The sequence below is a fragment of the Streptomyces sp. SID5643 genome, assembly GCF_009872555.1.
GTDB classification, from domain to species: Bacteria; Actinomycetota; Actinomycetes; order Streptomycetales; family Streptomycetaceae; genus Streptomyces; species Streptomyces iakyrus.
Map to the genome: position 1 here is coordinate 1 of NZ_WWIC01000154.1, position 8,540 is coordinate 8,540.

Annotated in this window: 8 protein-coding genes; 4 read left to right on the forward strand and 4 right to left on the reverse strand. The window is 70.3% G+C overall.

The annotated features are described in order from the left end of the window. Positions 1-69 precede the first annotated feature (69 nt). Positions 70-402 (reverse strand): hypothetical protein, encoded by a 333-nt coding sequence (locus GTY56_RS18710; protein ID WP_161366500.1) that lies wholly within the window; start codon positions 400-402, stop codon positions 70-72. A gap of 305 nt (positions 403-707) precedes the next feature. On the opposite strand from GTY56_RS18710, the gene GTY56_RS18715 reads away from it, so the two are divergent. Both GTY56_RS18715 and GTY56_RS18720 read left to right on the forward strand, forming a co-directional pair. Next, on the forward strand, positions 708-1,235 hold the full coding sequence (locus GTY56_RS18715) for a universal stress protein (protein ID WP_010047889.1): 528 nt from the start codon (positions 708-710) through the stop codon (positions 1,233-1,235). Positions 1,236-1,360: 125 nt separating this feature from the next. Beyond that, positions 1,361-1,921: a GPR1/FUN34/YaaH family transporter gene (locus GTY56_RS18720; RefSeq protein WP_161366501.1), complete on the forward strand. Its 561-nt coding sequence runs from the start codon at positions 1,361-1,363 to the stop codon at positions 1,919-1,921. Between the two features lie 154 nt (positions 1,922-2,075). On the opposite strand, the gene glmS is transcribed toward GTY56_RS18720, so the two are convergent. After that, positions 2,076-3,893 (reverse strand): glutamine--fructose-6-phosphate transaminase (isomerizing), encoded by a 1,818-nt coding sequence (gene glmS / locus GTY56_RS18725; protein WP_161366502.1) that lies wholly within the window; start codon positions 3,891-3,893, stop codon positions 2,076-2,078. A 12-nt stretch (positions 3,894-3,905) separates the two neighbouring features. After that, positions 3,906-4,163 carry a hypothetical protein gene (locus GTY56_RS18730; RefSeq protein ID WP_030838058.1) on the reverse strand — a complete coding sequence of 86 codons (258 nt, stop codon included), beginning with the start codon at positions 4,161-4,163 and terminating at the stop codon, positions 3,906-3,908. Positions 4,164-4,349: 186 nt separating this feature from the next. Here GTY56_RS18730 and GTY56_RS18735 point away from each other — a divergent pair, with 186 nt between their 5' ends. Then, a complete protein-coding gene (locus GTY56_RS18735; RefSeq protein ID WP_202510406.1) occupies positions 4,350-5,915 on the forward strand; it encodes a purple acid phosphatase family protein in 1,566 nt (521 codons plus the stop codon). 7 nt (positions 5,916-5,922) lie between these two features. Here GTY56_RS18735 and GTY56_RS18740 read toward each other — a convergent pair whose 3' ends face one another. Next, on the reverse strand, positions 5,923-6,807 hold the full coding sequence (locus GTY56_RS18740) for a DUF4429 domain-containing protein (RefSeq protein ID WP_161366504.1): 885 nt from the start codon (positions 6,805-6,807) through the stop codon (positions 5,923-5,925). Between the two features lie 148 nt (positions 6,808-6,955). Between GTY56_RS18740 and GTY56_RS18745 the strand changes: the two genes are divergently transcribed. After that, positions 6,956-8,491: a beta-N-acetylhexosaminidase gene (locus GTY56_RS18745; RefSeq protein ID WP_237524921.1), complete on the forward strand. Its 1,536-nt coding sequence runs from the start codon at positions 6,956-6,958 to the stop codon at positions 8,489-8,491. The last annotated feature ends 49 nt before the right edge of the window (positions 8,492-8,540 follow it).

An 8,540-nucleotide genomic window follows, 5' to 3' on the forward strand; every position in this document is an offset into this window, starting at 1 on the left:
GGGGGGAGCGGGGGATGCACGGGGGCGTGAAGTTGGCTGAAAAGTGACGTGCGCGTGCGCGGAAACCGGTCAGCCGACCGGTGTATCTCCTCCGGTGTGCCGTCCGCCACGGTGGGACCCGGTTCCGGTGCGGTGGCGCCGCCCCCGGTGGGGTGCCCGGTCCTCGGCCGCGAGCCGGGCCGCGCCGCGCTCGGACTGGCGCAGCAGGACCCGGCAGGCGCCCGTGACGGCCGCGAGCCCGAGGGCCGTGCCGGCGGCACCGGCCAGAGAGGCGCCGTAGCCGAGGAGCACCACCGGGACGAGCAGGCAGCTGAAGGCGGCCCAGCGAACCACATCCGTCGCGGTGTCCCGCGGCGGCGGGGTCGCGCGGTCCGCCTCGGCGGCGGGGCGGGGTCCGGACATCGCGTGCTCCCTGTGGCGTGACTCTCGGGGTTCAACGCGCGGCGGCGGCGTCGGTCACTGCCTGTCCTGATCACCTCGCGAGTCATTGAATCCCGTGCAAACCGCCTGTACAGGGCAGCAACCATTGCGTTACGGGCGGTGCCTCGTGCATGCTCCCTGGAACCCGCACGCACCGTGAGCGGGATCTGGGCTAAGGAGGCGTGCCGCCGTACCCTTGAGGGTATGGGGGTGGGAAGACCATTCCCGGACACAGCTCCGCCGCACACTGTTGTCCCCCATATAAGGATCACAACGCCGAGACAGCCATGGCCGGTCACGAATTCTTCGAACCCGCGGACCGCAAGCGGCCCGTCGCCGATCCCACGGCGGCCGAGCCCCTGGCGGCGGAAGAGCCACGCCACTCCTGCGACCCCGCCTTCAAGCACGGCGTCGTCGTCGGCTTCGACGGCTCCACGTCCAGCGAGCGCGCCCTGGCGTACGCGATCGGCATGGCCCATCGCTCCGGGTCGGGCCTGATCATCGTGCACGTCGCCAACCGGCTGCCGACCACCGTGTGGGCCGGCTGCGAACCGCCCGTGTTCGTGGACGTGCCGGACCACCGCACCGAGGTGCTCGGTCTGGAACTGGCCTGTGCGGACTACCTCGCCGAGGTGCCCTGGATCCTGGTCGAGCGCGGCGGTGACATCTGCCACGAACTCGAAGAAGTCGGCCGCGAGTACGAGGCCGACGCCATCGTTGTCGGCTCCACCCACGGCATCGTGGGGCGCATCTTCGGCTCGGTCGCGGGGCGGCTCGCCAAGCGGGCGCAGCGGCCCGTCATCGTCATCCCCTGACGTTCACCGAGCGGCAACTCCCCTTGTGCGGCGCGTAAATCTACTCACGCGTAGAGGTGTTTGTGCCCTTGTGAAGGGCATATACGGGACACCGTACAACTGCACATGCACGAAGGGAGCCCGCCGTGGACAAAGACGTCTCCGCGGGAAGCGGAATCACGACCGTGGCCGGTCGACTCGCCCTCGGAATCACCCTGTTGGCCTTCGGGCTGGCACACACTGCCGTGATCGACGGTGTGTCGGCCGCTGACGCCGGGTCAATCGCCCAGTACGTGGGCGGAGTTGCGCTCTTCGTCGCCGGGCTGGTGGCCCTGCGCGAGGGTGACTCCCTCGGGGGGACGGCGTTCTCGGTGCTCGGGGCGCTGTGGTTCACCTGGGCGGTGTCCGACAGTGCCTCCGGCAACGAGGCGGGGCTGTTCCTGCTGTTGTTCGCCCTCGTCGCGCTGTCCCTGACGCTCGCGGGCGGGGACCGGCTCGGTCAGGGCATGTACGGGCTGTTCTTCGTCGCCCTGTTGCTGATGGCGATCGCGAGTTTCGCCGGCAACGACGGGCTCGTGAAGGTGGGCGGCTGGTTCGCCGTCGCCGCGGGGGCGGTGGCCTGGTACGCGGCCACCGCGGCGCTGGCGCACTGGCCCACGGCGATTCCGCGACGCGCTGCGGGCCGGGGCGTGACGGCCACCGGTTAGCTGCGCCGGCCGGGGAGTTGGGCGGCTTCCCGGCGATGAAAACGGACCCCCTGTGCTTTGGTGGCAGCACGTGGGGGTCCGTCCTCATGGTTCGGCCTGTGCAGGTGCGTTGGGGTTGTTCGCGCAGTTCCCCGCGCCCCTGAAAAGAAGGCCTCTACTCAACCGTCACCGACTTCGCCAGGTTCCGCGGCTTGTCGATGTCCCTGCCCAGCGCCAGCGCCGTGTGGTACGCGAGGAGCTGGAGCGGGAGGCCCATCAGGATCGGGTCCAGCTCGTCCTCGTTCTTCGGGACGACGATCGTCTCGTCGGCCTTCTCCTGGTGCTGGTGGGCGACCGCGAGGATCTTGCCGCTGCGGGCCTTGATCTCCTCCATGGCGGCGCGGTTCTTCTCCAGGAGGTCGTCGTCGGGGACGATCGCGACCGTCGGGAGGGCCGGCTCGATCAGGGCCAGCGGCCCGTGCTTGAGCTCCGAGGCGGGGTAGGCCTCGGCGTGGATGTACGAGACCTCCTTGAGCTTCAGGGACGCCTCGCGGGCCACCGGGTAACCCCGGACGCGGCCGATGAAGAGCATCGAGCGGGCCTCGGCGAACTGCTGGGCCAGCTTCCTGACGTCCTCCTCCTGCTCCATGATCTCGGCGATCTGCGCGGGCAGCTTGCGCAGGCCCTCGATGATGCGCTTGCCGTCGCGGACCGACAGGTCGCGGGTGCGGCCCAGGTGCAGGGCGAGCAGGGCGAAGGCCACCGTCGTGTTGGTGAAGCACTTGGTGGAGACGACGCAGACCTCGGGGCCCGCGTGGACGTAGATGCCGCCGTCGGCCTCACGGGCGATCGCGGAGCCGACCACGTTCACCACGCCCAGGACACGCGCGCCCTTGCGCTTCAGCTCCTGCACGGCGGCCAGCACGTCGTAGGTCTCGCCGGACTGGGAGACCGCGACGTAGAGGGTGTCGGGGTCGACGACCGCGTTGCGGTAGCGGAACTCCGAGGCCGGCTCGGCGTCGGCGGGGATGCGGGCCAGCTCCTCGATCATCTGGGCACCGATCATGCCCGCGTGGTACGAGGTGCCGCAGCCGAGGATCTTCACGCGGCGGATGCGCCGGGCCTCGCGGGCGTCCAGGTTCAGGCCGCCCAGGTGCACGGTGGAGAAGCGGTCGTCGATGCGGCCGCGCAGCACGCGGTCCACGGCGTCGGCCTGCTCGTGGATCTCCTTGTGCATGTAGGTGTCGTGGCCGCCCATGTCGTAGGAGGCGGCCTCCCACTCGACGGTGGTGGGCTCGGCGGTGGTGCGGGTGCCCTCGGTGGTGTAGGTGCGGAAGTCGTCGGCCTTGAGGGTGGCCATCTCGCCGTCGTCGAGGGTGACGATCTGGCGGGTGTGGGCGACCAGCGCGGCGATGTCCGAGGCGACGAACATCTCCTTCTCGCCGATGCCGAGGACGACCGGGGAGCCGTTGCGGGCGACCACGATCCGGTCGGGGAAGTCGGCGTGCATGACGGCGATGCCGTACGTGCCCTCGACGAGCCGGAGGGTCTCGCGGACCTTGTCCTCCAGCTTGGTCGCCTGCGAGCGGGCGACGAGGTGGGTCAGGACCTCGGTGTCGGTCTCGGAGAGGAACTCGACGCCGTCCGCCTCCAGCTTGCGGCGCAGGTCGGAGGCGTTGTCGATGATGCCGTTGTGCACGACGGCGACCTTGTTGTCGGCCGACATGTGCGGGTGGGCGTTGACGTCGGACGGGGCGCCGTGGGTCGCCCAGCGGGTGTGGGCGATGCCGGTCGTGCCCTTGAAGCGGGCCGGGACCTTGGCCTCCAGGTCGCGCACGCGGCCCTTGGCCTTGACCATCTTCAGGCCGGACGTCTTCGGGGACGTGACGACGATGCCCGCGGAGTCGTAGCCGCGGTACTCCAGCCGCTGGAGGCCCTCCAGGAGGAGGGGCGCGACGTCACGCTTCCCGATGTAACCGACGATTCCGCACATATAAACGTATTCCTAGCCGTAGACGATGCGCCGCAGCTGCCGGAGCGAGAGCTCCGGCGGGGCCACCGCGCGGTACTTGAGGTCCGCCTCGATCCGCTCGAAGATCGCCGCGTTGACCAGGCCCTGGGCCTGGAGCTCGCGGTGGCGGCGACGGACGTACTCCTCGGTCGTCTCGTCGAAGTAGGCGAGCACGTCCTGGATCACACGCAGCGCCTCGCCCCGCCCGAGGGCGGTGGACCGCGTCAGATGATCAACGAGTTCGTCGTGCACTCGCTAGATCCTGAGGTACCGGCGCCTCTTTCGCAAGAATTCTGCCCGATTCCGGGCAAGCGCCTGTTGGCATTCTTTGGGAGAACGTTGAACGGGTCATGAGGGCCTGTTCGTGAAGCGTCCACCGGACGTCCGGCATCCCGTTGCCCAAGGCGTCGATTTTTGGACGCCATGGACACTCCTCGTATGGGCGTACCCGAGCGGCTCGCCGAGCGCATGAGCATGGCCGAGCAGCACGAGTACCTGCGCTCCAGGTTCTCCCGGCGCACGATGATCAGAGGCGGCGCCGTCACGCTCGGCGCCGTCGCGGGTGGCGCGTTCGTGCCCGGCGCCACCGCCCGGGCGGCCGTACCGACCGCCCGCACCGCCCCCGCCACCGCGGCCGTCGACGGCGCCCACGTGGCCCCCTTCGGCCGTCACCTCGCCTACGGCACCGACCCGCGCACGGAGATGACCGTCTCCTGGCAGGTCCCGGTCGCCGTGAAGAAGCCGTTCATCCGGATCGGCGCCCACCCCTGGGACCTCTCCCGCAAGATCGACGCCGAGGTCCGCACCCTCTTCACGCCCGCCGGTGTCGGCGCGAGCGGCAACCACACCCAGTACTACGTCCACGCCCGGCTGACCCACCTGCGCCCGGGCCGGACGTACTACTACGGCGTCGGCCACCAGGGCTTCGACCCGGCCGCACCCCACCTGCTGGGCACCCTCGGCACCTTCACCACCGCCCCCGCGCACCAGGAGCCGTTCACCTTCACGGCCTTCGGCGACGAGGGCGTCAGCTACCACGCGCTCGCCAACAACAGCCTGCTCCTCGGCCAGAACCCGGCCTTCCACCTGCACGCGGGCGACATCGCGTACGGCGACCCGGCCGGCCAGGGCAGGACCGACGACACCGGCTTCGACTCGCGCGTGTGGGACCAGTTCCTCGCCCAGACGGAGTCCGTCGCCAAGTCCGTGCCGTGGATGCCCGCCTACGGTAACCACGACATGGAAGCCTGGTACTCGCCCACCGGCTACGGCGGCGAGGAGGCCCGCTGGACCCTCCCGGACAACGGCCCCGACAAGACGAACCTGCCGGGCGTCTACTCCTTCACCTACGGCAACACGGCCGTCATCTCGCTCGACGCCAACGACATCTCCTTCGAGATCCCGGCCAACCTCGGCATCTCCGGCGGCACCCAGACGACATGGCTGGAGGCGCAGCTGAAGACGTACCGGGCCGCGCACGACATCGACTTCATCGTCGTGTTCTTCCACCACTGCGCCTACTGCACGTCCACCTCGCACGCCTCCGAGGGCGGGGTCCGGCAGGAGTGGGTGCCGCTGTTCGAGAAGTACACCGTGGACCTCGTCATCAACGGCCACAACCACCAGTACGAGCGCACCGACGTGATCAAGGGCGACAAGGTCACCAAGAAGCTCCCGATCGGCGGCACGGCCTACCCCGAGACCGAGGGCGTGGTCTACGTGACGGCCGGGGCGGCCGGCCGCAGCCTCTACGCCTTCAGCGCCCCGCTGTCGTACGAGGGAAACGAGCACGATGTGGAGTCCGTCGCCTCGTTCGTCAACGTCAAGGGCGGCAAGCAGAACGAGACCGTCGCCTGGTCACGGGTGCGCTACCTCGACTACTCCTTCCTGCGCGTCGACGTCGCCCCCGCGCCGAAGGGGCGCCTGGCCACGCTCACGGTGCGCGGCATCGCCGAGAACGGTGACCAGGTCGACCACTTCACGGTGGCCCGCCGGGCGAAGTAGGCGCCTGCTACATCCGCTTGAGGACCGCCTGCTTGGCCAGGGCGAACTCCTCCTCCGTCAGCACGCCCGAGCGGTGCAGTTCACCGAGCTCGCGCAGGCGGCGCAGCAGGGCGTCGTGATCGTCCTCGGAGGCGGCGACCGGAGCAGAAGGCAACTCCGGTCGCGCGTCCACCGGGTCGGGGGCCGCGGTCCGGGCCGGGTGCGGAAGCCTGGCCTGGACCGCCGCCGCCACCAGCGCCATCAGCGGGTCCTTCTTGAAGCCCCACAGCTCCACGGCGTTGGGGTCGTACTTGGGCGGGATCTTGGTGGGCGCGTGCCGCACGGTGAAGCGCAGATGGCCGTTCTCCAGGCCCGCCGCCGGGTGCCACTCCACGCCCGTGATGTCGGCCAGCGCCAGTGTGCGGGCACCGGCGGCGGCCTTGGCGTCCTCCGTCTTCCAGTTCCACTCCAGGCGTATGCGCTCGCCGTCGAAACCGGCGGTGCCGTCCCCGGCGGAGACCGACAGGGGGACGGAGGGGCCCGGCAGCAGATACGCGTCGACCGGCCCGGCGGGGACCTGGTCGAGGAGCAGGGCGCTGCGGACCTCGTCCACGAAGTACTCGGCGACGCCGTAGCGGTCGGACTCCACGATCAGCTGGTACGGGTCGTGAGGCTCGGTGAGCCGGCCGCCCGTGGCGTGCAGCAGCGGGTCGGCGCCGTCGCGCAGCCGCAGCCTGAGCCGCCCCGCCTTCTTGCCCTGCTCCAGGGAGACACCGGCCAACGCCCTCAGTGGCACGACCAGTTCACCCAGCTCCTTGCGCAGCAGACTGACGTTCTTGTCCCGCCCCGGAGTCAGCCGCAGCGCGTCCCCGTCGAAGGCCCATGTGCCGTCCTTCTGGATGATTTCCGCCATGAGGTGGATTGTTCCACCGGTCTCACGAGAGAGTGGTCCAGACCTCTTGGAGCTCAACGGCTCGTGAAGGGACACGCTTGTGAGAGATGGCCGTGTGAGACAGCACCGCAGAACGCTCCGCCTGCTCGGTTCCCTGCTGCTGGTCGCGATGGCCGCCTCGGTCACCGGGGCCGCCCCCGCACCGCAGGCATCGCCGACCCCGCTCGACCGGGTCGTCCCCGCGCCCGCCTCGGCCGACCCGGGCGGATCCCCGTACCGGATCACCCGCGGCACGCACATCCGCGTCGACGGTTCCCGCGAGGCCCGGGATGTCGGCGAGTACCTCGCGAGGATCCTGCGCCCCTCGACGGGCTACCGCCTCCCCGTCACCGCCCAGGGTGCAGGGGGTATCCGACTGCGCCTGGCCGAGGGCCCCTTCGGCGCCGAGGGCTACCGGCTCGACAGTGGCCGGGGCGGCGTCACCATCACCGCCGCCCGGCCCGCCGGCCTCTTCCACGGCGTGCAGACCCTGCGCCAGCTGCTCCCCGCGGCCGTCGAGAAGGACTCCGTCCAGCCCGGCCCGTGGCTGGTCGCGGGCGGCACGCTCGAGGACACCCCGCGCTACGGCTGGCGCGGCGCCATGCTCGACGTCTCCCGGCACTTCTTCACCGTCGACCAGGTCAAGCGCTACATCGACCAGCTCGCCCTCTACAAGATCAACAAGTTGCATCTGCACCTCAGCGACGACCAGGGCTGGCGCATCGCCGTCGACTCCTGGCCGCGCCTGGCCACCTACGGCGGTTCCACGGAGGTCGGCGGCGGCCCCGGCGGCTACTACACCAAGGCCGACTACAGGGAGATCGTGCGGTACGCCGCCTCCCGCTACCTGGAGGTCGTGCCCGAGATCGACATGCCCGGCCACACGAACGCGGCGCTGGCTTCCTACGCCGACCTGAACTGCAACGGCGTGGCGCCGCCGCTCTACACCGGCACGGAGGTCGGCTTCAGCTCGCTGTGCGTCGGCAAGGAGATCACGTACGACTTCGTGGACGACGTGATCCGGGAACTCGCCGCGCTCACGCCGGGCAGGTACCTCCACATCGGGGGCGACGAGGCGCACTCCACCAGCCATGAGGACTACGTGAGGTTCATGGACCGGGTCCAGCCGATCGTCGCGAAGTACGGCAAGACCGTGGTCGGGTGGCACCAGCTGACCGGGGCGGCCCCGGCGAAGGGGGCTCTCGCACAGTACTGGGGGCTGGACGGCACCAGCGCGGAGGAGAAGGCGCGGGTCGCTGAGGCCGCGCGGAACGGGACCGGGGTGATTCTGTCCCCGGCGGACCGGGTGTACCTCGACATGAAGTACACGAAGGAGACGCCGCTGGGGCTGTCCTGGGCCGGGTACGTCGAGGTGAAGCGGTCGTACGACTGGGATCCCGGGGCGTATCTGCCGGGGGTGCCGGGGGGCGCGGTGCGGGGGGTCGAGGCGCCGATGTGGTCGGAGACGCTGGAGAACTCCGGGCACATCGAGTTCATGGCGTTTCCGCGGTTGCCCGGTGTCGCCGAGCTGGGGTGGTCGCCGGCGGGTTCTCACGACTGGGAGCGGTACAAGGTGCGGCTTGCTGCGCAGGCTGAGCGGTGGAACGCCCTGGGTATTGAGTGGTACCGGTCGCCGCAGGTGCCGTGGGGGGCCGCCGGTTTGTGATGCGTCCGCGGGCAGGCGGGGGCTGGTCGCGCAGTTCCCCGCGCCCCTG

Bases quoted from the DNA above. Each gene is read 5' to 3' on its own strand.
- glmS (WP_161366502.1), bottom strand. From the start codon at position 3,893: ATGTGCGGAATCGTCGGTTACATCGGGAAGCGTGACGTCGCGCCCCTC.
- GTY56_RS18710 (WP_161366500.1), bottom strand. From the start codon at position 402: ATGTCCGGACCCCGCCCCGCCGCCGAGGCGGACCGCGCGACCCCGCCG.
- GTY56_RS18715 (WP_010047889.1), top strand. From the start codon at position 708: ATGGCCGGTCACGAATTCTTCGAACCCGCGGACCGCAAGCGGCCCGTC.
- GTY56_RS18740 (WP_161366504.1), bottom strand. From the start codon at position 6,807: ATGGCGGAAATCATCCAGAAGGACGGCACATGGGCCTTCGACGGGGAC.
- GTY56_RS18735 (WP_202510406.1), top strand. From the start codon at position 4,350: ATGGGCGTACCCGAGCGGCTCGCCGAGCGCATGAGCATGGCCGAGCAG.
- GTY56_RS18745 (WP_237524921.1), top strand. From the start codon at position 6,956: ATGGCCGCCTCGGTCACCGGGGCCGCCCCCGCACCGCAGGCATCGCCG.